Consider the following 26,164-nt stretch of genomic DNA (forward strand, 5'->3'; position numbering starts at 1 on the left):
GAGCGATCGCCGGCCCCGTGGGCAGGCCAGCTACCCTAAGGCACGTGCCTTCTCCCACCACTGATCCTGTCGCCACCCGTCGCGTTTCCTTGTTGACCCTCGGTTGCGCCCGCAACGAGGTCGATTCCGAGGAACTCGCCGGACGGCTGGCGGCGGGCGGCTGGGAGCTCGCCGCCGAGCCCGAGGACTCCGACGTCGTGGTGGTCAACACCTGCGGCTTCGTCGAGTCCGCCAAGAAGGACTCGGTCGACACGCTGCTCGCGGCGTCCGACACCGGCAAGAAGGTCGTCGCCGTCGGCTGCATGGCCGAGCGCTACGGCAACGAGCTGGCCGAGAGCCTGCCCGAGGCCGACGCGGTCCTGGGATTCGACCACTACGCCGACCTCGCCGAGCGTCTCGACGACGTCGTGGCCGGCCGTAAGGTCGAGTCCCACACCCCGTCCGATCGCCGCAAGCTGCTGCCGATCAGCCCGGTCCAGCGCCCGACGGCCGCGGAGTCGGTCGAGGTGCCCGGGCACGCGCAGCACGGCTGGGGCCCGCGTGTGCTGCGGACCAGGCTGGACACCTCCCCGGTGGCCGCGCTGAAGATCGCCTCCGGCTGCGACCGCCGCTGCTCGTTCTGTGCGATCCCGTCGTTCCGTGGTTCCTTCGTGTCCCGGCAGCCGGACGAGATCGTCGCCGAGGCGATGTGGCTCGCGGAGAACGGCGTCAAGGAGGTCTTCCTCGTCTCGGAGAACTCGACCTCGTACGGCAAGGACTTCGGCCGTGACGGTGCCCGCGCGCTGGAGCTGCTGGTCCCGCGCCTGGCCGAGGTGCCGGGGATCGAACGCGTCCGCGTCTCGTACCTGCAGCCCGCCGAGACCCGTCCCGGGCTGGTCAAGGCCATCGCGACGACGCCGGGCGTCGCCGACTACTTCGACCTCTCCTTCCAGCACTCCAGCGAGACCGTGCTGCGCCGCATGCGCCGTTTCGGCTCCACGGACTCGTTCCTCGCGCTGTGCGACCAGATCCGCGAGCACTCGCCCAACGCCGGCATCCGCACCAACGTCATCGTCGGTTTCCCCGGCGAGACCGAAGAGGACGTCGCCGAGCTGGAGCGCTTCCTCAACGGCGCGCGGCTCGACGCGGTGGGTGTCTTCGGCTACTCCGACGAGGACGGCACCGAGGCCGAGACCTTCGACGGCAAACTCGACGAGTCCGTGGTGGCCGAGCGGGTCGCGCGGATCTCCGCGCTGGTCGAAGAACTGACCTCGCAGCGGGCCGAGGACCGGATCGGTGACTTCGTCGACGTGCTGATCGAGCAGGCCGAGGACGGCGAGGACCCGATCGGCCGCGCCGCGCACCAGGCCCCCGAGGTCGACGGCGAATGCGTCCTCATCGAGACCGAAGACCTGCCCAAGCTCGCGGTGGGTGACTTCGTCCGCTGCGAGGTCGTCGACTCCGAGGGTGTCGACCTGATCGTGCGGCCCGCGCCGCCCGAGGCCGACCGGTGAATGCCGCCCCGAGCGACGCCGGGGCCGGTGAGGGGACGGGCGGTGAGCACGCCCGGGTTCCCGAGGCCACCCCGGTCCCGACCCTGAACCTGGCGAACCTGCTCACGATGTCGCGGCTGGTGCTGGTGCCGCTGTTCGTGCTGGCGCTGTTCACCGGCGACGGGGCGGACACCTTCTGGCGCGCGATCGCCACCGCGCTGTTCGCGATCGCGTCGTTCACCGACCAGGTCGACGGCTGGGTCGCGCGCAAGTACGGGCTGATCACCGACTTCGGCAAGATCGCCGACCCGATCGCCGACAAGGCGCTGATCGGCGCCGCGCTGATCGGGCTGAGCGTGCTCGGCGAGCTGGGCTGGTGGGTCACCATCGTCATCGCGATCCGCGAGATCGGCGTGACCCTGCTGCGGTTCTGGGTGATCCGGCACGGCGTGATCCCGGCCAGCCGCGGCGGCAAGGCCAAGACGCTCGCGCAGATCGCCGCCATCACCGCGTACCTGCTGCCCCTGCCCGAGGCCGCCGAGCCGGTGCGCTGGGTGCTGATGGGGCTCGCGGTCGTGCTGACCGTCGTGACCGGGCTCGACTACGTCGTGCGCGCGGTCCGGCTGCGCGCGGCCGGAAGGCGTGCCGCGGGCGCATGAAACCTGAGACCTTGATCACTCACCTGATCGAGCGGCGGGAGACGGTGGCGACGGCCGAGTCGCTGACCGCCGGGCTCGTCTGCGCGACGCTGACCGAGGTCCCCGGTTCGAGTGCCGCCGTCCGGGGTGGGCTGGTGGTCTACGCCACCGACCTCAAGGCGAAGCTGGCCGGGGTCGACGAAGACCTCCTCGCCGCGCACGGCGCCGTCCATCCCGAGGTCGCGGCGCAGTTGGCCGCCGGCGCGCGGGATCGATGTGCCGCCACGTGGGGCCTCGGCCTGACCGGCGTCGCGGGTCCGGACGGGCAGGACGGCGTCGCGCCGGGCACCGTCCACGTCGGCCTCGCGGGCCCGGGGGTGCTCACCGTCCGCACACTGGACTTGAGCGGTGATCGGGCTTCGGTCAGGGCCGGCGCCGTCTCCGGCGCGTTCGCCCTGCTGGGGGAACATCTCGCATGATCGCCGCGTTCGCCCTTGGCGTATTGCCGTGTCAACACCTGCGCCCGGGGCACCGCTCTGGGTAACGTAGGGGGTAGTCAGTCCTGGAAGGGAGGCGCGTGATGACCGTGCTGTTGCGCGAGGCGATCGGCGACCGGCTCCGACACGCCCGCACGAACCAGCGTCGAACGCTGCGGGACATCTCCCGCGCCGCCAGGGTGAGCCTCGGCTACCTTTCCGAGGTCGAGCGCGGGCAGAAGGAGGCATCCAGCGAGCTGCTGGCGTCCATTTGCGAGGCCCTGGACCTTCCGCTGGGCGAACTCCTGCACAAGGTCGCGGCGGACGTCTCGGCGATGGACAACGTCGAGGTCGCCCCGGTGGACGAGAAGGTCGAAGCGGGCAAGAGGCGCGCTCCGGAGCGGGAAGGCGCCGAAGCGGGCGAGCTCGAAGGCGGCCGCCTGGTGTCCGAGCTGATCGGCAACGACCTGGCCGACCTGCGGATCTCGCCGCCGCCGCGGATGAGCCCCGCGCTGCGGACGACGATCTCCGCCCCGAAGATGGTCGCCGCCTAGCGACGCTGTGAACGGCAAAGGCCCCAGGCGGACCGCCTGGGGCCTTTGCCGTCAGTCGCCGAACGTGCCGGGCTGGTAGGAGCCGCCCTTGGTGTGCGTGATCACGAGCAGCCGGTTGGCGGCGTTGATCATCGCGATCAGGTAGACCAGCGCGGCGACCTGGTCGTCGTCGTAGTGCTTCCGCACCCGGGCCCAGGTCTCGTCGGAGACGCCCTGGTGCGCGTCGGCGATCCGGCTGCCCTCCTCCGCGAGCGCCAGCGCGGCCTGCTCGGCCTCGGTGAACACCGTCGACTCGCGCCAGGCGGCGACCAGGTTGACGCGGACCGCGGATTCCCCGGCGGCCGCCAGGTCCTTGGCGTGGGCGTCGACGCAGAACCCGCAGCCGTTGAGCTGACTGGCCCGCAGGGAGACCAGCTCCTGGGTGACCTTCGGCAGGGTCGAGTCCTTGATGGCCACGCTGACTCCTGCGAAGCGTTTGCCGAGCTTGGCGCCGAGTTCGTTGCCGTTCAGATCGAAACGGGAATCCATGGTCTCGCTCTCTCGTGGTCGTGTGCTGAACCGGACGACCACCAGATGCCGGCGGCACGACCCCGCTGACAGCGCCAGGGCGTGACGTGCGTCACGGCGGCGACGTGTCAGAAATCGAGGGGACGCGGCGTCTGGTGAGGACACCCTCGCGGAGAACAGGAGCTCTCATGTCCGACGCCGCCACGGAGGCGTTCGTCGCCCACCGGAACCTGCTGTTCACCGTCTCCTACGAGATGCTCGGCTCGGCCGCCGACGCCGAAGACGTCCTCCAGGAGACCTGGCTGCGTTGGTCGCGCGTCGATCTCGGCACCGTGGAGAACCCGAGGGCGTACCTGGTCCGCATCACCACGCGGCAGGCGCTCGGCAGGCTGCGCACGCTCGGCCGGCGCAAGGAGTCCTACGTCGGTCCGTGGCTGCCCGAACCCCTGCTCACCAGCCCGGACGTGGCCGACGACGTCGAACTGGCCGACAGCGTCTCGATGGCCATGCTGCTGGTGCTGGAGACCCTCACCCCGACCGAACGCGCGGTGTTCGTGCTGCGTGAGGTGTTCGACGTGCCCTACGCGGAGATCGCCGAAGCCGTCGGCAAGACACCGGCCGCGGTCCACCAGATCGCTCACCGGGCACGGACGCACGTCGCCGCGCGGAGGCCACGTGGCCCCGCGTCGCCGGACGAGGCCAAGGACGTGCTCGACGCGTTCCACCGCGCGATCCGGACCGGTGACCTGCGAGGACTGCTCGACGTCCTGTCACCGGACGTCGTCTTCCTCGGCGACGGAGGCGGAGTGGTGCAGGCCGTGCTGGAGCCCGTGGTCGGCGCCGCGGCGGTCGCGCCGCTGCTGGCCGCGAGCCGCCCGGTGCGTGATGACGCGGCGACGATGCGGACGGCACAGGTCAACGGGCATCCCGCGCTGATCCTCCGGCTCGGTGCCGAGGTCGACACCGTCGTCGCGCTGCGAGTGGAGGACGGGCTCATCACGGGGCTCTACGCCGTGCGCAATCCCGAGAAGTTGTCACGCCTGCGCGAGGAGACCGCGCTGCGGCGCTGACGGAGGGTGAACCCGAAACGTCGTGGACGTCACAGTCAGGGGGATCCCTGAATTCCGTCGGGGTCGCCTGGAACGCGGGACGCCGACCTGACACGATGGAACTCAACGCCGGGGTCGGGACGTTGCAACATCACAGAGGGGACGCCCCACCTCGAGGTAACAGCCCGTGGGATGCGAGAAGGCAGGCGGAGGAGATGGCCAACCCGTTCGTGAAGTTCTGGAAGTACATGATGGCGGCGTTCTCGTCGAAGATCGACGAGCACGCCGACCCGAAGGTACAGATCCAGCAGGCCATCGAGGAGGCGCAGCGCAACCACCAGGCGCTGACCCAGCAGGCCGCCTCGGTGATCGGTAACCAGCGTCAGCTGGAGATGAAGCTGAACCGCCAGCTCGGCGACGTGGAGAAGCTGCAGGCTTCGACCCGCCAGGCGCTGGTGCTCGCCGACGAGGCGCGCGCCAAGGGCGACGAGCAGAAGGCGACCGAGTTCGAGAACGCGGCGGAGAGCTTCGCCGCGCAGCTCGTCACCGCCGAGCAGAGCATCGAGGACCTCAAGACCCTGCACGACCAGTCGCTTCAGGCGGCGGAGCAGGCGAAGAAGGCCGTCGAGCGCAACGCGACCATGCTGCAGCAGAAGCTGGCCGAGCGCACCAAGCTGCTCTCGCAGCTGGAGCAGGCGAAGATGCAGGAGCAGGTCTCCGCTTCGCTGAACCAGATGAGCCAGCTGGCCGCGCCGGGCAACACCCCGTCGCTGGAAGACGTTCGCGACAAGATCGAGAAGCGCTACACCACCGCGCTGGGCTCGGCCGAACTCGCACAGAACTCCGTCCAGGGCCGGATGATGGAGGTCCAGGCCTCCACGACGCAGCTCGCGGGGCACTCGCGGCTGGAGCAGATCCGCGCGTCCATGAAGGGTGACTCCGTCGCTCAGGTGACCGACGGCAAGACCGCCGCCGCACCGGCGAAGGGGTCGAGCTCCGCGGACATCCAGCGTGAGATCCAGGCACGGGTTCAGGCCGAACAGGGCAAGAACCCCGCCTGACACATCAACGGGAGCCGGTCCCGCACCCCGCGCGGGTGCGGGACCGGTCTCACCAGAAGACAGGGGAGAGGGCAATGGGCCAGGGCAGGCGCAAGGACTTCGGGGAGTTCACCGCCAAGCTTGAGAAGCACATCGAGAAGCTGCCCGACTACGCCCAGCGCGCGCAGGAGAAGCTGCAGCGCTACATCCCGCCCTCCGAGCAGGGGTCTTCGCGGCCCGCTCAGCCGGCACCGCCCCGGCCGCGCCCGCAGGTGCCGGCCATGCCGAAGATCTCCCAGCAGCTGACGTCGATGGCCGCGGGCCAGATCCCGGTCGTCGCCGACGCGAAGGCCAAATGGGCGCGCTGGAACGAACCCGCCGCCAAGCTGGAGCGCCGCAAGCGCCGCACCTCGCGGGCGCTGACGTTCTGGATCCTGCTCACCTTCCTTTGTGGACTGTTCGCCGTCGTCGCGGGCACCGGCCTGTTGAAGGACGGTCAGGCCGACGTCCTCCAGGCCATCGCGGGTGGCGCGTTCGCCGTCATCTTCGGCACCTTCGGGGTCAAGTCGGGGCTGCGGTTGCGGGAGCTCAAGCGCACCGTGCTGCCCGCGGCGCCCGCCGCTCCGCCGCCGCTGCCCCCGGCGCGGTCCGTCGCGCGTGAGCCGATGGAGCGCCTCGCCGAGAGCGAGGCTTCGCTGACGGAGCTGCTTCGCCAGCTTTCGCAGCCGACGTCGCTCGGCACCATGCCGGTCTCGGAGATCGCCGTCGCGGACGCTCGCACCACGGCCGCCGAGGCCGCGCAGGCGCTGCGCGGCCTGGCGGGCCGGATCCAGGCCATCGAACGCGGACGTGACGCCGCGCCGGAGCGGGAACGCGGCGCCCTCGACGCCGCCGTCAAGCAACTGCGCGAGCAGCTCGACGACGGTCTCGACGGTTACGGCGGTCTCGTCGCGGCCGCCGGGCACACCGTCGCCGCGAGCTCCGACGGCATGACGTCGTCCAAGGAACAGCTCTCCGACGCGACCGACAAGCTCGCCGGCCTCGCCATGGCCCTGCGCGAACTCTCGTAACTCGCGTGATCAGAGGCGTAACTCGCGTGCTTGGAGCCGTAACTCACGAGTTACGGCTTTAATCACGCGAGTTACGTGTTCGATCACGCGAGTTACGGAAACGGGTAGGCTCTGAGCAGGCGCTTTCCTGGACCATCGTCTCATTCGTCGTCGCTAATACTCCGTTGCGTAACGACCTGCTCACTGTGTGGTACCGAAACGCTCGCGTAACCCGAATCCGCTGGTGACGGCGACCCGCGATGCCTAACGTTTCCTTCATGCACGCAGTGCTCTTCCCAGCTCGGGCCTGAACCCAGCCCGCGTGAGCGGGCGTCCCAGGGTGGCGGACCGGACACAGTGGATCTCGCGCAGTGGTCTTTCTCGTCCCCACCGAGGAAAGGACGCCCAGTGACGACGCTCCCCCCGGAACCAGAACCGACCCCCGCTCCTCCTCCCAGTTCCTATCAGCGCGTCATAGCCGCCTACGACCGGATCGTCGAGGTCGACCGGCCCGACGTCTGGATCACCTTGCGCCCCGTGGAAGACGCCCTCGTGGACGCGAAGTCGGTCGACGAACGTCTTCGCGCGGGCGTGGACCTGCCGCTCGCGGGGACCCTGGTGGCGGTCGCCGACGTCATCGACGTCGCCGGCGCCACCTCCGTGTCCCGGCTGACCGCGGCCGGGGCGGTCGTGATCGGCAAGACCAACACCGACCGGTTCGGCGGCGACCTCGACCACACCCGCGGCCCGTACGGCGCCGTGAGCGCCGCGCTCAACACCGAACGGGTCTCCGGCAGCGCGAGCAGCGGCGCGGCCGTCGCCGTCGCGCTCGGTCTCGTCGATCTGGCGGTCGGCACGGATACGGCGGGCGCGGGCCGGATTCCCGCTTCCCTCAACGGGATCGTCGGCTTGAAACCGACGCTGGGCCTCGTGCCGAAGACCGGCGCCGCGCCGTGCGGCGGCATCGCCGTCTTCGCCCGCAGCCTCACGCTGGGGCAGCGCGCGTTGGGACTGATGACCGGCCCCGACGGGATCGACGGGCTTTCCCGTGACTGGCCCCCGGACGTCCGGCTCTCCGCGGGCGACCGGCCGAGGGTGGCGATCCCGGGCTCCGACACGCTCACCGGCCTCACGCTGCAGTCCCGGGCCGCCTTCCTCGGCGCGGTTTCGGCGCTGCGGGCGTCCGGCGCCCGGGTGGAGACCGTGGAGGTCTCGGCGTTGCTGAGGGTGGGCGGGTTGATCCACGACGACGGCTTCACCGCCGACAGGGAGCGTGTCGCCGAGGCCGGGATGCTCGCGCTCCGGATGCTGTCCGAGTACGACGCCCTCGTGCTCCCGACGGTCGCGGACCACCCGACGGTCGCCGAGGCACTGTCCGATCCGGACGGTGTCGCGAAACGGCTGGAGCGGTTCACGGCGTTCGTCAACCTGCTCGACCTCGCCGCGGTCACGGTGCCTTCGTCGCCGTCGGATCTGGGGCCGTACGGGGTTTCGGTGGTGGTGCGGCCGTTCGACGACCAGGTCGCCATCGACCTGGCCGCCGTGCTCACCGACGAGCAGGCCGATTTCCCTTATCCCGCACCGGGTGCGGATCTCGTGGTGTTCGGCGCGCATCTGCGCGGCCAGCCGTTGAACGCGAACCTGGTCGCCGCGGGGGCCCGGTTCACCGGCCTGGTCCAGACCGGCGAGGGGTACCGGATGCTGTTGCTGCCCACCGATCCGCCCCAGCCGGGGGTGGTGCCGGTGAGCGCCACGGGCGAGCACACGATGCTTTCCGGTGAACGATGGCGGCTTTCGCCCGCCGCGCTCGGTGCCTTCGCGGCCACGCTGCCCGCGCCGTTCGTGCTGGGCCGCATCCGGCTGGAGAACGGGGAAACGCCGTTGGCCGTCCTGTGCGACCAGGCCGCCACCGCGACGGCGACGGAGCTGACGAGATACCAGTGCTGGCGTGCCTACCTGAGGTTCGTCAGTACGGCCGGGCCGCGAGACCTCGGGCGACCCGCTTGACCAGACCGGGGCCGTGCAGGGCGAAACCGGTGTAGAGCTGGACCAGACCGGCGCCGGCGTCGAGCATCCGGGCGGCGGCGCCGGCGTCGAAGATCCCGCCGACGCCGATGATCGGCAGCTCGCCGCCGGTCTCGTCGTGCACGAAGCGCACCACCTCGACCGAGCGCGCGGTGAGCGGGCGGCCGGACAACCCGCCCGCCTGCTCGCCGACGGCGGCCTCGGGCGGGGCGATCCCTTCGCGCGACAGCGTCGTGTTGGTGGCGATCAGGCCGGCCACACCGTGGTCGAGGCAGACCTCCAGCAGCTCCGCGAGCGCTTCGTCGGTGAGGTCGGGGGCGACCTTGACCAGTACCGGCGTCGGTTTCGCGTCCCCGGCGAGCTCGGCCGAGGTCTTCCGCAGCTCGCCGAGCAGTTCGGCCAGCGCGGACTTGTCCTGCAGCGCCCGCAGCCCCGGCGTGTTCGGGGAGCTGACGTTGATCGCGAAGTAGTCGGCGTACGGGGACAAGGCCCGCAGCGAGAACCGGTAGTCCTCGACGGCCTCGTCGAGCGGGGTCACCTTGGACTTGCCGATGCTGACGCCGAGGGGCACCGGCGGCTTCCCGGTCGCGGCGAGACGGGCGGCGAGCGCTTCCGCGCCTTCGTTGTTGAAGCCCATCCGGTTGATCACCGCGTCGGTCTCGGCGAGGGTGAACAGGCGCGGTTTGTCGTTGCCCGGCTGCGGATACCGGGTGACCGTGCCGACCTCGACGAAGCCGAAGCCGAGCGCGGGCCAGGCGTGCAGGGCGCGGCCGTTCTTGTCCATCCCGGCGGCGAGGCCGACCCGGTTCGGGAAGCGGAGCCCGAGGAAGGTGACCGGATCGTCCGTCCGGTAGACGCGGCCGAGCGCGGCGAGCGCGGGGGAGACCCGGCTCAGCCTGGCGAGCGAGCCGATGGTGCGTTCGTGCACGGTTTCGGGGTCGCTGCCGGAGACCCGGTAGAGCGCGGGGCGGACGATCTTGTCGAAGAGCACGGCCCCATCATGCCTGGTGGCCGACGTGCCGAATGATCCCGCTCGCCTTACGCTCGTGGCGACGCTTTCCCGGGCCGAGACGGACGTCTCGCGGTGCCTGAAGGCGTATCACGCGTGCGTGGAAGCGGAGCTCGCGTGATTGGAGGCGTAACACACGTGATTGGAGGCGTAACACGCCGGAGGCCGAGTTCCGGCTTCGATCACGCGCGGCTCGTCTTCCACTCGTCTTCGAGCATCGCGAAGACGAGTTCGTCACACCACTCGCCCTTCACGAGCTCGTTCTGCCGCAGATGTGCTTCCTTCTTCATGCCGAGCCGTTCCATCAGGGCGGCCGACGAGGTGTTGCGCCCGTCACAGCGGCCGATGATCCGGTGCAGGCCGAGCTCTTCGAACCCGAGCCGCAGGACTTCGACGGCGGCCTCCGCGGCGAGCCCCTTCCCGTGGTGATCGGGATGGAAGACGAACCCGATCTCGCCCTGGCGGTGCTCACTGCTGAGGTATTCGAGGTTCAGGTCACCGATGAGCTGCCCGGTCTCGGTCAGTTCCGCGGCCACCGCGAGGAACTGGCCTTCCTTGGGCAGGGTGCCGCTGTGCACTCGTTTGGCGAGCGCGGCGGCGGATTCGGCCCGGCTGCGCGGGCCCCAGTAGAGGTAACGGGCGACGTCGGCGCGGGACTGGAAGGAGTTGAGTTCGTCGAGATCCGCCGAGGTGAAGGCACGGAGGGTCAGGCGCTGGGTGATGATCGGGAAATCGGGCCTCAGCATGGCGTCAGGCTATCGAGTCGGCGAGGTTCCTGGGCGTGGAATCGCGGCGGACGGTCCTTCGGGGCGGCGGGCGGCACACCCCGGAAACAGGGGTACCCCCGAGGCGGCTCCCGGACGCCGGAATCGGCGGCCGGGCCCGAGCCGGACCGGTGCTCGGGAACCTCGGGGGCCCGGTGACTGCCTGGTATTCGCTGTCAGGCATCACGCGAAGCAGAGACGACGAGCCGAAGGTGGCTCCAACTTGCGTTGTATCGCTGCTCTGAAGTCCTACGCGTGGGGTCCGCTAGCGGACAGCCACCTCACGAGTCCTGTTGGAATACAACTTTGGACCACCTCCTCTCTCGTGTACCGCCAAACTATGCGAGGAGTTCGGGGTCCTGCAACAAGATTTCTTCGATCTCCGCCGTCAGGGCCGTCTTGTCCGCCGAGGGCAGAAATGAGGCGTCCACGGCATTCTGCGCGAACAGGGCGATTTCGGCCGCGGTCAGGCCCAGGGTTTCGGCCACCGCCACGTACTCGCCGTCGAGGGTGGCGCCGAACATCGGCGGGTCGTCGGTGTTGAGCGTGACCAGCACGCCGTGATCGAGCAGCCGTCGCACGGGATGCGCCGCGACCGACGCGAACTGCCCGGTCCGCACATTGGAGGTCGGGCAGACCTCCAGCGGGATCCGGTGCACCGCAAGGTGTTCCAGCAGCGCAGGGTCGGTGTGCGCGCCGACGCCGTGCCCGATCCGCTCGGCGCCGAGATCGTGCACCGCCGACCAGACGGTGGCCGGCCCGGTGGTCTCGCCCGCGTGCGGGACGCTGTGCAGCCCCGCCTCCCTGGCCGCGGTGAAGAACGGGGCGAACTGCGCGCGGCCGACGCCGACCTCGGGGCCGCCGAGCCCGAAGGAGACCAGGCCCTCGGGGCGTTCGCGGAGCGCGAACACGACCGTCTCGCGGCCGGCGACGACCCCCTTCTCGCCGGGAATGTCGAAGCACCAGGCCAGTTCCACCCCGTGGTCGCTCCGCGCCGCGGCCCGTCCGGTGGCGAGCCCGGTGAGGAGATCGTCGGCCGGCATGCCGTCGAGGAGGTGGTTGTAGGGCGTCACGGTCACTTCGGCGTAGCGGGCGTTCTGCGCGGCGAGGTCGGCCGCCAGCCCGGTGACGAGGGTGTGGATGTCGCGGGCGTCGCGCACGAGCGACGTCACCGCCAGGTAGTTGCGGAGGAAATGGGGGAAATCGCGGAAGGTGAAGAACTCGGCGAGCGCCGAGGGCTCGGTCGGCACTCCCGCGGCCGGGCGGCCGCGGGCCAGTTCCAGCACCGTGGGCAGGCTCGCCGAACCGACGAGGTGGACGTGGAGTTCGACCTTGGGCAGGGCGTGCACGAAGGCGCGCAGCGCCGCGCCGGAGAGGATTCCGGGCATGACAAAGCTCCCTGGGAGAGAAGAGAAAGGTGACGTGCGGAGGGAGCGGGCGGCTCAGGGAGCGAGGTCGCCGCGTTCGGTGTCGGCCCCGTAGAGCGGGAGTTTGAACAGCGTCACGAGGCCAGCTTAGCCGCTCGGGGCGGGCCCGGACTGGCATTTCGGGCAGAACCAGGTCGGCCGAGCCTGGTGCCCGGCGCCCTGCGGTGCGACACGAAGCCGCCCGCCGCACCGGAAGCAGCCCTGTTTGGTCCGTTCGTAGACCCAGTGCTCGCGGCCGCGCCGCAGCTCGCCGGTGGTGGTCTGCGAGGTGCGCCACGCGTTGCTCTTCAGCAGCTTCCGCCCGAGCGCGACGGCCTTCGCTGTGTCCACTTCGGACACCGGAGTCCACGGTGTGACACCGAGCAGGAAGCACATCTCGACCTTGTACATGTTGCCGATCCCGGCCATGATCCGCTGATCCAGCAAGGCGTCGCCGAGTTCGCGGGCCGGGTCCGCGGCCAGCGCGGCCGCCGCCCGCTCCGCCAGCTCGTCCGTCCACTGTGGATCGAGCAGGTCCGGGCCGAGGTGGCCGATCAGCCGGTCTTCCTCGTCCGTGGGCACGAGTTCGAGGTCGTGCACGCGGAAGCCGATCGCCTGCAGCTCCTCGGTGGCCAGGACGACCCGCGCCTGATGCGCCGGATGCCGCCAGCGCGCGCCCGCCCGGTAGACGTCCCACTTGCCGTCCATCCGCAGATGGCTGTGGAGGGTGAGATCGCCGGAGAGACGGGTCAGCAAATGCTTGCCGACCGTGCCGACGCCGAGCACGTCCCGTCCGGCGAGATCCGTCGTCGCCAGCTGGGGGACCCGGAACTCGCCTCGCAGCAAGGTCTTGCCCGCCAACGCCTTGTCGAGGACCTTGCCGGCGAGGAAGACGGTGTCGCCTTCGGGCATCGGCCGTCAGCCCGTGCCGGTGTCGCTCAGCTTGGCGGGGGTCTCCGGCTCTTCCTCGCCGCGGACGCGATGCCGCCCGGCCCGGCTCGACCGCAGGACCTTCGCGAGCACCATGTTGAAGGTGAGCGCGATCTCCTGCCCGCCGGGGGAGTGCCACTCGTGGATCGGGCTGCACGCGCCCTGGGCCTGCTGCACGGCGAGCCGGTCCGGGATGGCCGTCGGCATCACCAGCGGGCCGAAGTTCTCCCGCAGCTCGGCCACGCGGAACTGATGCTCGTAGGAGCGCACGCGGAGCTTGTTGACCACGACGCCGATCGGCCGTAGCCCCGGGTTCTGCTCTTCGCGGATCTTCTCGATCGCGTCGAGCGCGCGGCGGGCGCCGGAGACGGCGTACATCGTCGGCTCGGTGACGATCAGGGCGCTGTCCGCGGCCACCAGCGCGGAGCGGGTCAGCCTGCCGAGCGACGGCGGGCAGTCGAGGATCACCAGTTCGTAGGGCTCCTCGCGCAGCGGATTCGTGTGCAGCTCGTCGAGCGCGCGGGAGAGGTTCTCCAAGCGGCGGCTGTCGGCGTCGGGTTCGTTGAGCATCTCCAGCTCTTCGGCGCCGACGAGGACGTCGATCTGGTCGCTCCACACGCTGGGCGCGATCGCGCGTTCGAGTACCGAACGCACCGGCGTCTCCAGGACGTCGGCCAGCGTGCGATCGGTGAAGGGCGGGTCCAGCGAGGTGGTGGCGTTGCCTTGCGGGTCGAGGTCGGCCACGAGAGTCCGGGCGCCCCTACGCAGCGCGGCGGACGCGACACCGAGGGCGACCGTCGTTTTGCCGACGCCACCCTTCAGGCTGAGAACAGCGACCGTGTGCACTCGATACAGCCTACGGGCAGTCGGCGGGGTGGCTCCTTGGCAAGGTGTCGAACACCGCATCGGACTACACCCGGCGGGCCGGCGAAGGCGGGCATTACCCTGTGCGTTTATGAAGACGGACACCGTGGCCACGCGGGGATCGGGGGCGGTTCGCCGGGTTCTCGAAGCAGAACTCCGGGCCGCACGGGCGCGAGGCGCACAACAGCCGCACGTCGTCGACGTCGGCGGCGGCAGCGGCGGCTGGGCGGTGCCGCTGGCTTCGGCCGGTTGCCTGGTGACCGTGGTCGAACCGAATCCCAACGCGCTGGCGACCCTGCGCCGCCGCGCCGAGGAGGAGGGCGTCTCCGGCAGCATCACGGTGATCGCCGACGACTCCGACGCGCTCGGCGCCCACGTCGCGGCGGGCTCGGCGGATCTCGTGCTCGCGCACGGGCTGCTCGAGGTCGTCGACGATCCGGCGCTCGTGCTCACCGCGCTGGCCGCGGCGGTGCGGCCGGGCGGGGCTGTGTCGGTGCTGGTCGCGAACCGGCACGCCGCGATCCTGCAACGCGCGCTGGCCGGACGGCTCGGCGAGGCGCGGGAGCTGCTCGCGGCCGAGAGCGGTGTCCTGGGCGGCGGCCGCGAGACCGTGCTGCGGCGCTTCGACGCGGAGGCCCTGCGCGCCCAGCTGGTCGAGGTGGGGCTCGAAGTGACCTCGCTGCAGGGCGACGGCGTCGTGGCGGACTTCGTGCCCGGCGGGGTGCGGGAAGAGGATCTGGCGGAGTTCGAGCTGGCGGCGGCGTCGGTTCCGCCGCTGCGGGACGTCGCCAGCAGGCTGCACGTCCTGGCGCACCGGCCGGCCTGATCACCGCCGCGCCTCGTGGATGTGCGGATGTCATGAAAGGGTCGTTCAGGACGAAAGATGTCCTGAACGACCCTTTCATGACACTCGCGGAGCGAGACTGTCGGTGGTCCGGGCTAACGTCCGGGCGTGGGACGAAACGCTGAACTGCCCGGCGGGATGGCCCGCTACCGCGTGACGACCGGCGCCACCACCTGGCCCGACGACACCGGCTGCGGCCTGCTGCACGTCGACATGGACGCCTTCTTCGTGTCCTGCGAGCTGCGCACGCGCCCCGAGCTGGCGGGCAAGCCGGTGGTCGTGTCCGGCGGCGGGCCGAGGTCCGTCGTCGCGGCGGCGAGCTACGCGGCACGCGAGTTCGGCGTCCGGTCGGCCATGCCGTTCTCGACGGCCAAGCGGCTCTGCCCCCAGCTGATCTGCATCACGCCGACACCGGGGCTCTACGGCGAGGTGTCCAACGGCGTCATGGGGATCTTCCGCGAGCTCACACCGCTGGTGGAGCCGCTGAGCCTGGACGAGGCGTTCCTGGACGTCAGCGGGGCGCTCAAGCGGCTGGGCTCCTCGCCGGCGCGGCTCGGCGCCCGGATCCGGGAGCGGGTGGCCGCCGATTTCGGGATCAGCTGCTCGGTCGGTGTCGCGAAGGTCAAGTTCGTCGCGAAGCTGGCGTCCGGGATGGCGAAACCGGACGGCATGGTCGTCGTCCCCGCGGCCGAGACGCTCGCGTTCCTGCGTCCGCTGCCGGTGTCGGCGCTGTGGGGCGTCGGCAAGCGCACCGAGGAGCAGCTGCGGCAGCAGGGGCTCGACACCGTCGCCGACGTCGCCGCCGCTCCGCTGTCCAGGCTGAGGCGGTCGCTCGGGCGGGCGCTGGGGGAGCATCTGTACGCGCTCGCGAACGGGCACGACGACCGCAAGGTGATCCCGGAGTCGCCCGACAAGTCGATCGGCGCCGAGGTGACCTTCGACGTGGATCTCCACGACCGCTCGGCGCTCGGGCTGGAACTGCTCCGGCTCTCGGAACGTGTCGCCGCCACTCTGCGCCGCCGGGGGGTGCGGGGGCGGACGGTGTCGATCAAGGTCCGGTTCGCGGACTTCAAGACCATCACCCGGGCCAGGACGACCGCCGTTCCGGTGGATGTGGCCCGCGACATCCACCGCACCGCCGTCGAGCTCCTCACCGAGCACGCGCCGACGGGCGCGATCCGCCTGATCGGTGTAAGAGTCGAAGGATTGGACACGGAGAGTGACGGGGAGCAGCTGCTTTTCGCGTCACCCGAACCCCGGTGGCGGGACGCGGAAGTCGCCGCCGACGTCGCGAGGTCGAAGTTCGGTGCCGCCGCGGTGCGGCCCGCGTCACTGCTGACCCCTCGTGACCAGTGACTTCGCCCGCTCGGCCGTCTTCGAGAGAGCCGAGCCGGGTGGTTTCGGGCAATTCGATCCCTTCTGGATACGGGATCGGGTAGTCGGACGAGCGCGGGGCTCGTATCCTGGACAGAGACACCCCGCCTGGGGTTGTCTGTTGGGTCCATGACGTTGCGCGGCCCGGCGCCCGCGACAGCTGTGCCGGAGGAGGAAAGATGCCACTCTCCGAGCATGAGCAGCGGCTGCTCGATCAGATCGAGCGCGAGCTCTATGCCGAGGACCCCAAGTTCGCATCCACGGTGCGAGGCACCCGGTTGCGCCGCCCCGCCCGCCGACGGCGTTTGCAGGGCATCGCCCTGTTCGTAGTGGGCGTCGCACTGTTGGTGCTCGGCGTGGTGGTCAACATCCGGGTCGCCGAGATCCCCGTGATCAGCGTGCTCGGGTTCCTCGTGATGTTCTTCGGAGTCATGATGGCCGTCACATCGATTCGGCAAGGAGCCGAAACGGAAGGCGGCAAGGACAGCGGCGGCCAGGGGGCCGGCGGAGGTGGCGGCAAGGCGTCCCCGCGCCGGAGCTCGTTCACCCAGCGCATGGAAGAGCGCTTCCGCCAGCGCTTCGAGGAGCAATAGCTCCCACACACGCGAACATGCCGGCAGGGCGACGCCTTGCCGGCATGTTCGCGTTGTCGTGCGTGGGGGAACCCGCAGTAAGTACGTGAAGGCCCCCTTCACTGCGTCTAGCGCAGTGAAGGGGCCTTCACGTACTTGGGCGGCGGGACCGAACGCCCCGCCGCGACCCGCGACGCCTACTTGCCCCGCCGCAGTGAGCGCGGGAACAGGCGGCCCTTCCACGACATCGGCGCGTTGCGCTTCAGGCTCTTGCGAACCTCGTCGAAGGCCGGCCCCAGCGTCTGATCGTCCGCGGGCTGGTCCGAGTACCAGGACCGCTCCACCACACCGATGACCGTCCGCAGGCCGGTGCGGCCCTCCTCGTCCAGCCGGTGCTTCTCGACGACCTTCCGGCCCGCCACGCGCACCGTGTCGCCATCGGAAAGCGGCAGGCCGCGGTCCGCGCATTCGTCCATCAGTTCCCGCCACGCCGCGTCGGCCGCGGCGGGGGAGCGGGAAGCGATCTTCTGCAGCCGCAGCCGCCGCTTGATCTCCCGGATCGCCGTCGGCGTGCCGAGCCCGCCGAGGACGAGCACCAGCGCCAGCGCGAACCACCACGACACCCACGCCGCCAGGAACGCGAACGCCGCCACCCACAGCCCGATCACGATCAGCGGCAGCCAGTTCGTCACGTTCTGGTTGTCCAGGAACCCGCCGTCCTCCCGTGTCGGGGCAGGCACGTCCGGGGCGGGAGCCCGGGCGGGTGACGAGCGCAGCAGCGCCCGGTATCTCAACTGCGACCGCACGATCGTCACCACGGTCAGCGCGGCCGCCAGCCCACCGAGGATCCCGGCGAGGATCGCGGGCCACAGCGGCTCTTCCTCCAGCTGGCCCGTGCCGCCGTCCGCGCCGAGGTCGGCGCCGGGTTCGCGGGGCGTGCCGGTGGCGGGGGCGCTCGACGCGGGCGCGCTCGGCACTTCCTGGGTGTCGTTGGCCGTGGAGCTGCCGGTGTCGTTCTGCAGGTACGGCGGGACGACCGCGCGGCCGTCGAGCCGCGGGGTCGGGTCGAAGGTGACCCAGCCCTGCGTCTGGAAGTAGACCTCGACCCACGCGTGCGCGTCCTCGGAGGTGATCGAGACGTAGTCGCCCTTCGGGACCCCGGAGGCGAAGCCGATGGCGACCCGCGACGGGATGCCGACCGCTCGCAGCATCACGGCCATCGCCGACGCGTACTGCTCGCAGAACCCGCGTTTGCCGTTGAGGATGAAGTCGGCGAGCGCGTCGGAGTCGGTGGCGTCCGCGGTCTTGGTGTCGTAGACGAAGCCGTTCTGCGCGGTGAAGAACGACCAGAGCGCCTGCGCCTTGTCGAAGTTGTTGGTCTCGTTGTCCGTCAGCTGCTTGGCCTTCGCGACCACGCGGGGATCGACGCGGTCGATCTGGGTGAACTGCGGCGGCACTTCGGGCAGGCGGGCGTCGTCACGCCGGAGTTGGTCCTTCGTCGGGATCTGGAGGGACGCGGTCTCGGTGTAGGCGGGCGCGTTCTGCTTGGTCGTGGTGAACACGGCGCCGCCGACCGGGTCGTACAGCCAGTTGTCGGCCAGTCCGCTGAGCGCCCTCGGCGCGCCGTAGACGGGCAGCCAGTTGTCGACCCAGTTCGTCGGCTCGATCCGGATCTCCCGCCCGGGACCGGAACCGTCGTCGCCCGGGGCGGGCGGGAGGCCCTTGTTGGCCTGCACGCCCTGCTGGGCGCGGCCGTTCTGGGCGAGCCCCCAGCCCTTGTTCGGCGTGTACGTGTCGAGGGTGAAGGCGCGCATCAGGCGTTTGTCCGCACCCATTCCGTAGACCTTGAACAGTTCGACGTTCTCGCCCTGGTCCAGCAGGCCCCGCAGCTGCGTGAACGGCTCGACGCCGAATCCGCCCGCGCCACCCCGGCCCGAGCCGGTGCCGCCGGGGAGGCTGCCGACCGTGCCGACCCCGGTCACGGCGGTGCCGATCACCAGCCCCATCGCGATGGCGGCGGCGACCACGCCGACGGGGGCCGACAACGTGCTCGCCGAGTTGCCCAGCCCGGGCGCGTCCCGGTTGCGCCAGCGGCGATGCCGGTGGTTGCCGTCGACGGCGAGCAGGGCGGCGAACGCGGCCGCGCCGAGCAGGAACGTCCACCACGGCAGCATGTCCTCGGCCAGCGCGGCCGGGACGGCGTACACGCACAGCAGGACCAGGCCGGTCGCGGCGGGCGCGGCGGCGGCCACGGCCAGCGTGTCGACCAGGACCGCGACCAGGCCGATCGCGATGGTGATCAGGCAGAGGATCGGCGGGGTGCCCTCGACCGGCGGCAGGCCGACGCGGATCTGCTCGGCCGCCGCGGCGAGGACCCCGCGCAGCTCCCCGAACGCGTCCGGGCCGGGGAAGATCTTCAGGATCCCGCTGGTGGTGAACGCTCCGGTGATCAGGAGCAGCAGCACCAGCAGCTGGGCGAGGCCGACGACGATGGTCGGCGCGCGCAGCGAGCGCAGGGCGAGCCCGGTCGAGGCGATCAGCACGACGGCGACCAGCAGGTAGCCGAACCACGCCCAGCCGGAGACGACACCGGTGAGCGAGGTGGACGCGAACAGCGTGGCGAGCCCGGCGGCGACCGGCGCGAGCACACTGCTCGTCCAGACCGGGGGCGGGGCCGCCGGACGCGGTTGGGGGGTGTGCGGCCGGGGCGGCGCGGTCGCGGTCACAGGCCGCCTCCGATCAGCGTGCCCCGGCGGGTGGCCGTCTGGCAGAGCTCGGCCCAGACCTGCGGCATGGGCGATCCGGGACCGGCGACGACGACACCCCAGCCCGCGGCTCGCAGCAGTGCCACCGATTCCTCGGTGGCGGCGGCCCGGTTTTCGGGGCGGTTGACGCCGGACGACCAGCCGGGGGTGTCGAGCAGCACGGCGAGGCTCCGGATCCCGCGCGGGCGGTACCGGGACAGCTCGTGCACGGATTCGTTGCTGACGGTGCCGAGCACCGCGATGAGTTCCTGTCCCTCGGCCGGGTCGTGGCCGAGGGTGATGTCGCGCTGGTGCGCGGGCTGGAGCGCGGCGAGGACGTCGAGCACGACGTTGTCGTAGTGCTCACCACCCTCGCCGGGGGTGTCGGCCAGGGTCTGGCCGTGTTCGGTGATCAGCCGGACCCGGTGCCCGGAACGGCGCAGGTGCAGGGACACCGAAGCGGCGAACGAGACGGCCCATTCGAGGCTCGCCGCGGGGCCGGTGCCGTGGTGCGCCGCCGCGCGGTGGTCCAGCAGCACCGTGGTGCCGCCGCGCCACGGACGTTCCTCGACGCGGACCATGATCTCGTCGCGGCGGGCGGTCGAACGCCAATGGACCTTCCGCAGGTCGTCGCCCTGCCGGTACTGCCGGACGATCACGTCCGATTCACCCTGCCCGGCGTGCAGGCGGATGCTGCCGTCGTCGCCGGCACCGATCCCGGCGCCGCTGGGCAGCCCCCACAGGCCGACCACCTTCGGCACGACGACCAGCCGCGAATGCCCGATCAGCTCACGTTCGAACTCGCACAGCCCGAACGGGTCGGTGATCGTCGCCCGCAGCGGGCCGACCTGCTGAACCCCGCGCAGCACCGGCTGCAGCGGGTAGCGCAGCGCGACCCGGCGGTCGTGGGGAAGGCGTTCGACGACGAACCGCGGCCGCGAGCCCAGCGCGTACGGCACGCCGTCTTCGAGCAGCACCTCGCCCGCCGGGAGCCTGCCGTCGCGCCAGAGTTCGAGCTGGACCTCGCCCGGCGAACCGACCGCGACCCGCTCCGGGCGCAGCGAGCGGGCGGCGCCCAGCCGCAGCCGGGTCGCCGAGATGAAGAAGGCGACCAGCAGCGGCAGCGCGATCACGAACACCGCGACCCGCAGCAGATCCCGTTCGTTGAGCACGAACGAGCAGGCCGCCGCGGCCACGCCGGCGGCGAGGAGGCAGCGGCCGCGTGTGGTCAGGCCGGACAGAGCACGCAGCATGGCTCCGTTTTCCTTCTACTCAGCGGTTCGAGCCCTGCGGAACGGGGACGCGGTGCAGGATCGCGCGGACCACGTCGGTGGCCGAACGGCGGGCGGCGTGCGCCTCGGTGGTGAGCACCATGCGGTGGGCCAGCACCGGGACCGCGACCGTGTGCAGGTCGTCCGGGACGACGAACTCACGGCCCGAGAGCGCGGCCTGCGCGCGGGCCGCGCGGACCAGCTGCAGGGTCGCCCGCGGCGAGGCGCCGAGACGGATCTCCGGCACCTGGCGGGTCGCGGCCACCAGGTCGACGGCGTACCGGCGGATCTCCGGCGACATGTGCACCGAGCGCACCGTCTCGATCAGCCGCTGGACCGACTCACGGTCGGAGACCGGCTCGAGATCGGCCAGCGGGTTGTGCCCGGCGTGCTCGTCGACCATGGCCAGTTCGGCCTGCTGGTCGGGGTAGCCGATGGACACCCGCGCGGTGAACCGGTCCCGCTGGGCCTCGGGCAGCGCGTAGGTGCCCTCCATCTCGATGGGGTTCTGGGTGGCGATCACCATAAACGGCTCTTCGAGGTGGTAGGTCGAGGTGTCGACGGTGACCTGGTGCTCTTCCATGCATTCGAGCAGGGCCGACTGCGTCTTCGGCGAAGCGCGGTTGATCTCGTCGCCGACCACGATGTTCGCGAACACCGGGCCGGGCCGGAACTCGAACTCGCCGCTCTGCCGGTTGTAGATGGACACCCCGGTGACGTCGCTGGGCAGCAGGTCGGGGGTGAACTGGATCCGGCTGACGGTGCAGTCGATCGAGCGGGCCAGCGCCTTCGCCAGCGAGGTCTTGCCGACCCCGGGGACGTCTTCGACGAGGAGGTGGCCTTCGGCGAGCAGGGTCACGAGCGCGATGCGGATGACGTCGGGTTTGCCGACCAGTACCCGCTCCACGTTGGCGGCGATCCGCCGCGCGGTCTCGTGCAGTTCGTCCAGCGACGCTCGGGCGTCACGGCCGTTCTGCCGACCGCTGACCGAGCCGGCGTCCGTGGGGTACGGCGCTTGCCCGGTTGCCTGCTCGCCCTGGTGTTCGCCGGGCGTCGCAGACTGGATTCTCGACGTCACTCGACCTCCTGATGCCGCGTGGCTGGATTTCCGCTGGGTCCTCTGCCGGACCGTTCAGTCCCCCGGGCAGCGGTCAGCCTCCCACGAAGTGTGTCAAACTCGGGCGAACTCGTGGGGGGAACCCCGCCAACCCCAGTCGATGACTCTGTGCAACCAGAGACCTTACCTCGATCGAGTGAGGTAAGCGCGTTTTCGGGTGCTCCCGCTGACACCTTGTTTTGTCGTATGCTCCGGTGCGAGGTCGCTCGACTACGGAGAGGCGTAATCGCTTATGAGCGAGGTGAGCACCGCCAAGCCCCGGTTCGACCTGAGCGGGTTCGCGGTCGCGCCGGAGCTGGCCGCCGACGCCCACGTGAAGATCTCCGCCCTGCAAGACGTGGTCGGCCAGATGGTCCGCGAAGCGAAGGTGCTCGGCCGCACGGTTCCCCTCGGCGGGGGATACGCGGACGAGGTCGGCAGGTTCATGGCGCAGTACGGGATCGGCGCCGAAGGCTCCGCGGTCGAGGCGCTCACCGCGTTCGGCAAGGAGCTCGAAGCGCTCAAGAACCGGATCGAGAAGGCGCTGGCGAAGTACACCCGACAGGATGAACAAGCGGCGGCGGACGTGGACTGTGTCGGCGGCTGAACCCCTGAGCTCACGCCTGGTCGCGCTCGGCGTCTTCGTCCTGCTGGCGGTGTCCGCTTGCGGGCAAGGGGCCGCGGGTCAGGCGCGGGTTCCGGCAGCCGGCGATGGCCCGGCTCCAGCGCCTTCGTCTTCGGCGCCCGTGCGGGATCGCGGCGTGGATCCGTGCGCGCTGCTCGGCCCGCAGGACCGGTCGTCGGCCGGGATCACCGTGCTCGGCGTCGCGAAGGAGATCAACGGCGCCCGCGCCTGCGACTGGACGGTGCCCGCGACCTTCGGCGTCACGATCACCATCGACGAGAAGAACGGCCTGGCCGATCTCGAGGTCGCGCGCAAGACCGCCACCAAGACGAAGGTCGGCGCCCGGGACGCGCTCAAGGTCGCGGACAAGAAGGCCGCGGACGGGACCTGCGCGATCCTGCTCGGCATGGGGGAGAAGGCGAGCGTCCAGATCGACGTGAGCAACACGAACTTCACCGACACCCCGCTCGCCTGCGAGCGCGCGGTGAAGGTGGCGGGACTGGCCGAACCCCAACTGCCTTAGGAGAAGGTGCCGTGCCTGAAGGAGAGACGCCGCGCCGCGAGGTGCCGGTCGCGGCCACGCGGTACGAGGCGTACAGCCACGAAGCGCTGGCCGCCGAGGTCGAAGCGGGCAACGATCCCGAGGCCGCCGGCGGGATCGGCGCCGCCTGGGACGCGCTCGCGCGGCGCATGCACGACGCGACGTCCGAGCTGGCCGGGCTGGTCGGCAGCAGCGAAGAGAACTGGCGTGGCGAAGCGGGCGACGCGCTCCGCGGCGTGCTGGCCACCGCGTCCGGCTGGCTGACCTGGTCGGCGGACATCTCTTCCGCGCTCGGACAGGCCGTCTCCGGGCAGGCCGAAGCGGCCGCGCGGGCCCGTGCCGACATGCCCCCGCCGGTGGACTACGACCCCGGCTCGATGATCCGCGGCGCCGCGGCCGGCGGGAACCTCGCGCTCCTCGCCGCGCTCGCCGACGAGATGGAGGCCAGGCACGCCGAGGCCGAGGAGGCGCGACGCAAGGCCGTCGACGTCATGAACACCCGGGATGCCTCCCTGCGTTCGCTGACCCCGCAGGTCTCCTTCGGGAAGCCGCCCGAGCTGGGGCGGTCTTGATCCGCGTTTCCGCGTCGGCGTTCGACGTCCTCTGGTCCGATCTGGGGCACGCGGCCCCGCCTTGGCCGCTGTCCGTCCGCAGTGTCGGCGTCACGGAAGCGGAACGCGCCGAGATCCGCGGCGCGGTCTACGACAACCTCGCCGAACGGGGCCTTTACGACGGGGACCGGCTCGACGCCGCCCTCGAAGCGCGCCTGGACCTGCTCGCGCGCGCCGAGGTCTACGTCGAATGCGAGGCGCTGGCCGACATGACGGCCCAGACGCCGTTCCGGGCGGTCGCGGCCGCGCGTGGACGGCACGGCGTGCTGGCCACCCAGCCGGAACAGACCATCGCGCTGTCCGGGATCACCGACGGCGAAGTGTTCGCCGCGATCGTCGACGTCCTGCCCGAACTCCGGCCCGGCCCCGGCTACGGGGTAAGCCTCCCCGCGGCGCGGTTCGGCGGCGACCTGGAGGATCCGGTGTTCGGCGACGGCGGGCGGTCGTCGGCTTCGGACAGTCAGCTGCGCGAGGTGCTCGCGATCCAGGCACGGCCCGTCTACAGCGCGGGCCAGTTCACCGTGCGGACCCGCGACCGCGACGGCCGGGCGCACCGGGCCGGCGGGTTGACCTGGTTCGACACCGACGTCGGCGCGTACTGCGCCGCGCGGACCGAAGGCCGTGGCGGGCAGGCTTGGGTGAACGTGTCCCCTGTGGACGGTCCCCGGCTGGCCGCGCGGCTGGCTTCATTGCTGGACGAGGACCGCTAGGTTGTGACGAGTCGAAAGCCTGAGGGGGCCTTCGGGAACAGGGGGTTCGGAATGACCGTGCCATTCGGTGGCCACGTACGCGATCCGCAGGAGTGGATGCGCGACCAGGAGCGGCGCAGCGCCGCCCTACTCGCCAAGGCGGAACAGGCGAAAGCCGATCTGGAGAACAACGTCGTCACCCTGAGCAGCCCGGATCGGCTGGTCACCGTGACCGTCAACCCCGGTGGTGGCCTCACCTCGCTCTCACTGTCCCCGCAAGCGCAGGAACGGCCGCCCGCTCAGCTCGCCTCGCTGATCATGAGCACCTACCGCAAGGCGACCACCAGGGCCGCGGACCGGACCCTGGAGATCATGGCCGGCCTGACCGGCGAAGACTCCGACGCGGTCGACTTCATCAAGAGCACCCTGCCGCCGCGCGAGGAGCAGCAGCCCGCGCCGGAACCGGACGACTCCGCGCGCTTCGGTGTGCCGTCCGAGCCACCTCCCGCTCCTCCCGCGAAGCCACGGCCGTCTCGTCCCGTTTCGGATGACGACGACGGTGAAGACTTCCAGCACGTCGACTGGACCGGCCGCTCGTGAGCGGGCCAGGATACGGCGTCTCGCCGGAACGGCTCAAGGCGCACGCGGACCAGGTCTCCGACCTCGCGGACCGCATCCGCGGCGCGGCCTCGGCGGCGAACCAGGTCGGGATGGGCGGCTTCCAGGGCTATGGCCTGTTGTGCGCGGTGCCCGTCGGCGGCGTCCTGCAGCTGGCCCAAGGCGACGCGGACGAGCTGATGACCAGCGCGGCGAACCTCGGGAGCGCGTTGTCGGAAGCGCTGCACAAGGCCGCCACGGACTACACGAAGATCGACGACGACGCGGCGCAGCTCAGCCGGGACCTGGGGAAGAAGCTGTGAGCGAAGACCTGATCGCGAAGAAGGAGGTCAAGTCCGAGCCCTTCAAAGGTGGAGGCATTTTCGACAGTGGCTCGAGTGTCGTCGGGGACATCTACAAAGGGACGAAGGGCGAAGACCTCGACGCGTTCGCGGTCGCGATGGACGGCGTCTCCTTCGGACTGGACGTCCTGTCGATGGTCCTGAACCCACTCGGTGAGCTGGTGAAGGCCGGCGTCGGCTGGCTGATGGAGAATCTCGACTTCATCCGCGAACCGCTGGAGATCCTGACCGGTGATCCCGATCTGGTCCAGCAGGCGGCGCAGACCTGGAACAACATCGCCGCCGAACTCGAAGCCGTGGCAGGGGACTACGAAGGGGCACTGTCCACGACGTCCGGCTGGGATGGCGACGCGGCCATCGCCTACCGAAGGGTCGCGCTGCAATACACGCAGTCTTTGCGTGACGTCGCGGCCGAAGCGAAGGACTCGGCGCAATGGATCACCACCGGCGGCATGGTGGTGGCCACCGCGCGGGCACTGATCTTCGACATCATCGCGACTTTCATCAGCGATGTGATCACTCGTGCGCTTCTCGCGCTCGCGTCGTCGTGGTTCACCTTGGGCGGCTCGGTGGCGGCTTTCACCGCGAGCATCTTCGCCGATGCCGTGAAGGTGATGGCGAAGATCCAGAAGAAGCTCGGCAAACTGCTCAGCGCGATCCAGAAGTTCGTGAAGCGGTTCGAAGGATCGAGTGAGCGTGCTCGCGAGGCGGCGCGGGCGCTGGGACGGAAGTCATCCGAACTGGGGCGGGAGGCGAACAAGGCGATCAAGGCGAGCGACAAGACGCTGGACGGCCTCCAAGGCGACAACCTCAAGTACCTTCGTGGCGCGAAAGACCGCATGGAGAACACGACCTTGGGCAAGATCGCCGACAACACCGGACTCAAGGCCGCCAAGGAGGCGGGAAAGGCGGCTGCCGCGGACTACAACCAGTACAGCGGCGGCTCTTCTGAACGCGGCCGGGTCACGCCGCCCAACAGCGGCCGGATCAGCGGCTCGCTCGACGACGATGGCTGATCGCTCGACGGCTAGCCGCCGGACTCGGTGGTGGCCTCC

27 protein-coding genes are annotated in these 26,164 nt (G+C 70.7%); 18 read left to right on the forward strand and 9 right to left on the reverse strand.

Annotated elements, in window-relative coordinates:
- Positions 1 to 44: 44 nt before the first annotated feature.
- From rimO to ACOCEP_RS22455, 4 genes are all read left to right on the forward strand, one after another.
- Positions 45 to 1,493, forward strand: coding sequence for a 30S ribosomal protein S12 methylthiotransferase RimO (rimO, locus tag ACOCEP_RS22440; protein WP_482330956.1), 1,449 nt, complete (start codon positions 45 to 47; stop codon positions 1,491 to 1,493).
- Entirely contained in the window at positions 1,490 to 2,131 is a 642-nt protein-coding gene (gene pgsA, locus ACOCEP_RS22445) for a CDP-diacylglycerol--glycerol-3-phosphate 3-phosphatidyltransferase (protein ID WP_482330958.1), read from the forward strand. Before rimO ends, pgsA begins: the two co-directional genes overlap by 4 nt.
- Positions 2,128 to 2,589, forward strand: coding sequence for a CinA family protein (locus tag ACOCEP_RS22450; RefSeq protein WP_482330960.1), 462 nt, complete (start codon positions 2,128 to 2,130; stop codon positions 2,587 to 2,589). Before pgsA ends, ACOCEP_RS22450 begins: the two co-directional genes overlap by 4 nt.
- Positions 2,590 to 2,690: 101 nt before the next feature.
- Positions 2,691 to 3,140 carry a helix-turn-helix domain-containing protein gene (locus ACOCEP_RS22455; RefSeq protein ID WP_185927427.1) on the forward strand — a complete coding sequence of 150 codons (450 nt, stop codon included), beginning with the start codon at positions 2,691 to 2,693 and terminating at the stop codon, positions 3,138 to 3,140.
- A gap of 51 nt (positions 3,141 to 3,191) precedes the next feature.
- Here ACOCEP_RS22455 and ACOCEP_RS22460 read toward each other — a convergent pair whose 3' ends face one another.
- Positions 3,192 to 3,668, reverse strand: coding sequence for a carboxymuconolactone decarboxylase family protein (locus ACOCEP_RS22460; protein ID WP_482330961.1), 477 nt, complete (start codon positions 3,666 to 3,668; stop codon positions 3,192 to 3,194).
- A 167-nt stretch (positions 3,669 to 3,835) separates the two neighbouring features.
- Here ACOCEP_RS22460 and ACOCEP_RS22465 point away from each other — a divergent pair, with 167 nt between their 5' ends.
- The 4 genes from ACOCEP_RS22465 to ACOCEP_RS22480 all read left to right on the forward strand — a co-directional run bounded on the left by ACOCEP_RS22465 (position 3,836) and on the right by ACOCEP_RS22480 (position 8,792).
- Positions 3,836 to 4,717, forward strand: coding sequence for an RNA polymerase sigma-70 factor (locus ACOCEP_RS22465; RefSeq protein WP_482330963.1), 882 nt, complete (start codon positions 3,836 to 3,838; stop codon positions 4,715 to 4,717).
- A gap of 194 nt (positions 4,718 to 4,911) precedes the next feature.
- A complete protein-coding gene (locus ACOCEP_RS22470; RefSeq protein WP_126737591.1) occupies positions 4,912 to 5,757 on the forward strand; it encodes a PspA/IM30 family protein in 846 nt (281 codons plus the stop codon).
- A 74-nt stretch (positions 5,758 to 5,831) separates the two neighbouring features.
- Positions 5,832 to 6,806, forward strand: coding sequence for a phage shock envelope stress response protein PspM (pspM, locus tag ACOCEP_RS22475; protein ID WP_482330964.1), 975 nt, complete (start codon positions 5,832 to 5,834; stop codon positions 6,804 to 6,806).
- A gap of 387 nt (positions 6,807 to 7,193) precedes the next feature.
- Positions 7,194 to 8,792 (forward strand): amidase family protein, encoded by a 1,599-nt coding sequence (locus ACOCEP_RS22480; protein ID WP_482330965.1) that lies wholly within the window; start codon positions 7,194 to 7,196, stop codon positions 8,790 to 8,792.
- Here the strand turns inward: ACOCEP_RS22480 and ACOCEP_RS22485 are convergent.
- From ACOCEP_RS22485 to ACOCEP_RS22505, 5 genes are all read right to left on the reverse strand, one after another.
- Positions 8,752 to 9,801, reverse strand: coding sequence for a quinone-dependent dihydroorotate dehydrogenase (locus ACOCEP_RS22485; RefSeq protein WP_482330967.1), 1,050 nt, complete (start codon positions 9,799 to 9,801; stop codon positions 8,752 to 8,754). The genes ACOCEP_RS22480 and ACOCEP_RS22485 overlap by 41 nt on opposite strands.
- 200 nt (positions 9,802 to 10,001) lie before the next feature.
- Positions 10,002 to 10,565: a GNAT family N-acetyltransferase gene (locus tag ACOCEP_RS22490; RefSeq protein WP_482330968.1), complete on the reverse strand. Its 564-nt coding sequence runs from the start codon at positions 10,563 to 10,565 to the stop codon at positions 10,002 to 10,004.
- 356 nt (positions 10,566 to 10,921) lie between these two features.
- Positions 10,922 to 11,971 (reverse strand): adenosine deaminase, encoded by a 1,050-nt coding sequence (add, locus tag ACOCEP_RS22495; protein WP_482330969.1) that lies wholly within the window; start codon positions 11,969 to 11,971, stop codon positions 10,922 to 10,924.
- 126 nt (positions 11,972 to 12,097) lie between these two features.
- Positions 12,098 to 12,901, reverse strand: coding sequence for a DNA-formamidopyrimidine glycosylase family protein (locus tag ACOCEP_RS22500; RefSeq protein ID WP_482330970.1), 804 nt, complete (start codon positions 12,899 to 12,901; stop codon positions 12,098 to 12,100).
- A gap of 6 nt (positions 12,902 to 12,907) precedes the next feature.
- On the reverse strand, positions 12,908 to 13,765 hold the full coding sequence (locus ACOCEP_RS22505) for a ParA family protein (protein ID WP_482330972.1): 858 nt from the start codon (positions 13,763 to 13,765) through the stop codon (positions 12,908 to 12,910).
- Between the two features lie 109 nt (positions 13,766 to 13,874).
- Between ACOCEP_RS22505 and ACOCEP_RS22510 the strand changes: the two genes are divergently transcribed.
- From ACOCEP_RS22510 to ACOCEP_RS22520, 3 genes are all read left to right on the forward strand, one after another.
- A complete protein-coding gene (locus tag ACOCEP_RS22510) occupies positions 13,875 to 14,609 on the forward strand; it encodes a methyltransferase domain-containing protein (protein ID WP_482330973.1) in 735 nt (244 codons plus the stop codon).
- Positions 14,610 to 14,765: 156 nt separating this feature from the next.
- A complete protein-coding gene (gene dinB / locus ACOCEP_RS22515; protein WP_482339792.1) occupies positions 14,766 to 15,983 on the forward strand; it encodes a DNA polymerase IV in 1,218 nt (405 codons plus the stop codon).
- Between the two features lie 197 nt (positions 15,984 to 16,180).
- Positions 16,181 to 16,594 carry a DUF3040 domain-containing protein gene (locus ACOCEP_RS22520; protein WP_482330974.1) on the forward strand — a complete coding sequence of 138 codons (414 nt, stop codon included), beginning with the start codon at positions 16,181 to 16,183 and terminating at the stop codon, positions 16,592 to 16,594.
- Positions 16,595 to 16,770: 176 nt separating this feature from the next.
- On the opposite strand, the gene ACOCEP_RS22525 is transcribed toward ACOCEP_RS22520, so the two are convergent.
- From ACOCEP_RS22525 to ACOCEP_RS22535, 3 genes are read right to left on the reverse strand one after another with little or no spacing between them, the layout of a single operon-like run.
- Complete coding sequence (locus ACOCEP_RS22525) at positions 16,771 to 19,299, reverse strand: transglutaminase TgpA family protein (RefSeq protein WP_482330975.1); 2,529 nt, start codon at positions 19,297 to 19,299, stop codon at positions 16,771 to 16,773.
- Positions 19,296 to 20,570, reverse strand: coding sequence for a DUF58 domain-containing protein (locus ACOCEP_RS22530; RefSeq protein WP_482330977.1), 1,275 nt, complete (start codon positions 20,568 to 20,570; stop codon positions 19,296 to 19,298). Before ACOCEP_RS22530 ends, ACOCEP_RS22525 begins: the two co-directional genes overlap by 4 nt.
- Positions 20,571 to 20,589: 19 nt before the next feature.
- Positions 20,590 to 21,666, reverse strand: a complete 1,077-nt coding sequence (locus ACOCEP_RS22535) for an AAA family ATPase (protein WP_482330978.1) — start codon at positions 21,664 to 21,666, stop codon at positions 20,590 to 20,592.
- Between the two features lie 271 nt (positions 21,667 to 21,937).
- Here ACOCEP_RS22535 and ACOCEP_RS22540 point away from each other — a divergent pair, with 271 nt between their 5' ends.
- The 7 genes from ACOCEP_RS22540 to ACOCEP_RS22570 are packed head-to-tail and all read left to right on the forward strand — an operon-like array spanning position 21,938 to position 26,125.
- Positions 21,938 to 22,291, forward strand: coding sequence for a hypothetical protein (locus ACOCEP_RS22540; RefSeq protein WP_482330979.1), 354 nt, complete (start codon positions 21,938 to 21,940; stop codon positions 22,289 to 22,291).
- On the forward strand, positions 22,251 to 22,832 hold the full coding sequence (locus ACOCEP_RS22545) for a DUF3558 domain-containing protein (RefSeq protein WP_482330980.1): 582 nt from the start codon (positions 22,251 to 22,253) through the stop codon (positions 22,830 to 22,832). Before ACOCEP_RS22540 ends, ACOCEP_RS22545 begins: the two co-directional genes overlap by 41 nt.
- Before the next feature lie 11 nt (positions 22,833 to 22,843).
- Positions 22,844 to 23,422, forward strand: a complete 579-nt coding sequence (locus tag ACOCEP_RS22550; RefSeq protein ID WP_482330981.1) for a PPE domain-containing protein — start codon at positions 22,844 to 22,846, stop codon at positions 23,420 to 23,422.
- Positions 23,419 to 24,171 carry an ESX secretion-associated protein EspG gene (locus ACOCEP_RS22555; protein WP_482330982.1) on the forward strand — a complete coding sequence of 251 codons (753 nt, stop codon included), beginning with the start codon at positions 23,419 to 23,421 and terminating at the stop codon, positions 24,169 to 24,171. The genes ACOCEP_RS22550 and ACOCEP_RS22555 overlap by 4 nt, the downstream gene beginning before the upstream one ends.
- A 51-nt stretch (positions 24,172 to 24,222) precedes the next feature.
- The gene (locus ACOCEP_RS22560) at positions 24,223 to 24,750 is read left to right on the forward strand and encodes a YbaB/EbfC family nucleoid-associated protein (protein ID WP_465484620.1); all 528 of its coding nucleotides are present in this window, start codon (positions 24,223 to 24,225) and stop codon (positions 24,748 to 24,750) included.
- Positions 24,747 to 25,070 carry a type VII secretion target gene (locus tag ACOCEP_RS22565; RefSeq protein ID WP_126734973.1) on the forward strand — a complete coding sequence of 108 codons (324 nt, stop codon included), beginning with the start codon at positions 24,747 to 24,749 and terminating at the stop codon, positions 25,068 to 25,070. The genes ACOCEP_RS22560 and ACOCEP_RS22565 overlap by 4 nt, the downstream gene beginning before the upstream one ends.
- On the forward strand, positions 25,067 to 26,125 hold the full coding sequence (locus ACOCEP_RS22570) for a WXG100 family type VII secretion target (RefSeq protein WP_482330984.1): 1,059 nt from the start codon (positions 25,067 to 25,069) through the stop codon (positions 26,123 to 26,125). The genes ACOCEP_RS22565 and ACOCEP_RS22570 overlap by 4 nt, the downstream gene beginning before the upstream one ends.
- Positions 26,126 to 26,164: the final 39 nt, after the last annotated feature.

It is taken from the genome of Amycolatopsis sp. CA-211722, assembly GCF_056828465.1.

Excerpts from the sequence above, each read along its gene's own strand:
- ACOCEP_RS22450 (WP_482330960.1), top strand. The coding sequence starts at position 2,128 with ATGAAACCTGAGACCTTGATCACTCACCTGATCGAGCGGCGGGAGACG.
- ACOCEP_RS22455 (WP_185927427.1), top strand. The coding sequence starts at position 2,691 with ATGACCGTGCTGTTGCGCGAGGCGATCGGCGACCGGCTCCGACACGCC.
- ACOCEP_RS22460 (WP_482330961.1), bottom strand. The coding sequence starts at position 3,668 with ATGGATTCCCGTTTCGATCTGAACGGCAACGAACTCGGCGCCAAGCTC.
- ACOCEP_RS22465 (WP_482330963.1), top strand. The coding sequence starts at position 3,836 with ATGTCCGACGCCGCCACGGAGGCGTTCGTCGCCCACCGGAACCTGCTG.
- ACOCEP_RS22470 (WP_126737591.1), top strand. The coding sequence starts at position 4,912 with ATGGCCAACCCGTTCGTGAAGTTCTGGAAGTACATGATGGCGGCGTTC.
- pspM (WP_482330964.1), top strand. The coding sequence starts at position 5,832 with ATGGGCCAGGGCAGGCGCAAGGACTTCGGGGAGTTCACCGCCAAGCTT.
- ACOCEP_RS22490 (WP_482330968.1), bottom strand. The coding sequence starts at position 10,565 with ATGCTGAGGCCCGATTTCCCGATCATCACCCAGCGCCTGACCCTCCGT.
- add (WP_482330969.1), bottom strand. The coding sequence starts at position 11,971 with ATGCCCGGAATCCTCTCCGGCGCGGCGCTGCGCGCCTTCGTGCACGCC.
- ACOCEP_RS22500 (WP_482330970.1), bottom strand. The coding sequence starts at position 12,901 with ATGCCCGAAGGCGACACCGTCTTCCTCGCCGGCAAGGTCCTCGACAAG.
- ACOCEP_RS22510 (WP_482330973.1), top strand. The coding sequence starts at position 13,875 with ATGAAGACGGACACCGTGGCCACGCGGGGATCGGGGGCGGTTCGCCGG.
- dinB (WP_482339792.1), top strand. The coding sequence starts at position 14,766 with ATGGCCCGCTACCGCGTGACGACCGGCGCCACCACCTGGCCCGACGAC.
- ACOCEP_RS22520 (WP_482330974.1), top strand. The coding sequence starts at position 16,181 with ATGCCACTCTCCGAGCATGAGCAGCGGCTGCTCGATCAGATCGAGCGC.
- ACOCEP_RS22530 (WP_482330977.1), bottom strand. The coding sequence starts at position 20,570 with ATGCTGCGTGCTCTGTCCGGCCTGACCACACGCGGCCGCTGCCTCCTC.
- ACOCEP_RS22540 (WP_482330979.1), top strand. The coding sequence starts at position 21,938 with ATGAGCGAGGTGAGCACCGCCAAGCCCCGGTTCGACCTGAGCGGGTTC.
- ACOCEP_RS22545 (WP_482330980.1), top strand. The coding sequence starts at position 22,251 with ATGAACAAGCGGCGGCGGACGTGGACTGTGTCGGCGGCTGAACCCCTG.
- ACOCEP_RS22560 (WP_465484620.1), top strand. The coding sequence starts at position 24,223 with ATGACCGTGCCATTCGGTGGCCACGTACGCGATCCGCAGGAGTGGATG.